Origin of the sequence: Marinimicrobium sp. UBA4209 (assembly GCF_002381585.1) — a bacterium.
Classification (GTDB): Bacteria; Pseudomonadota; Gammaproteobacteria; order Pseudomonadales; family Cellvibrionaceae; genus Marinimicrobium; species Marinimicrobium koreense.
On record NZ_DFTP01000016.1, the window covers coordinates 1897 to 2350 of the forward strand.

Sequence of the window (454 nt, forward strand, 5' to 3'; positions counted from 1 at the left end):
AGGTCAGTGGCGAGTACGCCATGATCAAGGCCGGCGCCGAGGCCGGAGTGATTGACGAACGGGCGGTTGCCATGGAAAGTCTGTTGGCGTTCAAGCGCGCTGGGGCCGACTTGATCATTACCTATTTTGCCGAAACCGTAGCCGACTGGCTGAACGAATCCTGAGGTAGTCATGAAAGCGATTTTTGCCCTGATGGGCGCCAGTGTCCTGATGATTGTTGTCGGCGTGTTGCTGATTCTGAATCAGCCTGAATCCGAACCAGAGGAGCCGGCCCGGGATATCGCGGTCATTCCCGCGCCCGCCGAGCGTGATTCTGAAATCCCCCAAATCGAGGTGAATGCCGAACCCGGCAGTGAGGCCTGGTGCGAGCAGATGATGAACGTCCCCAATGCCGACTGGTCGCGGGAGGATTCCCAGACCTTTGCCGACCAGTGTATTTACGATTAACTGCTGA

1 protein-coding gene and 1 pseudogene are annotated in these 454 nt (G+C 57.5%); both read left to right on the forward strand.

The window, feature by feature from the left end:
* Positions 1 to 164: pseudogene (locus B3187_RS02845) on the forward strand (porphobilinogen synthase); the annotation flags it as partial.
* Between the two features lie 7 nt (positions 165 to 171).
* A complete protein-coding gene (locus tag B3187_RS02850; RefSeq protein WP_123637353.1) occupies positions 172 to 447 on the forward strand; it encodes a DUF3012 domain-containing protein in 276 nt (91 codons plus the stop codon).
* The last annotated feature ends 7 nt before the right edge of the window (positions 448 to 454 follow it).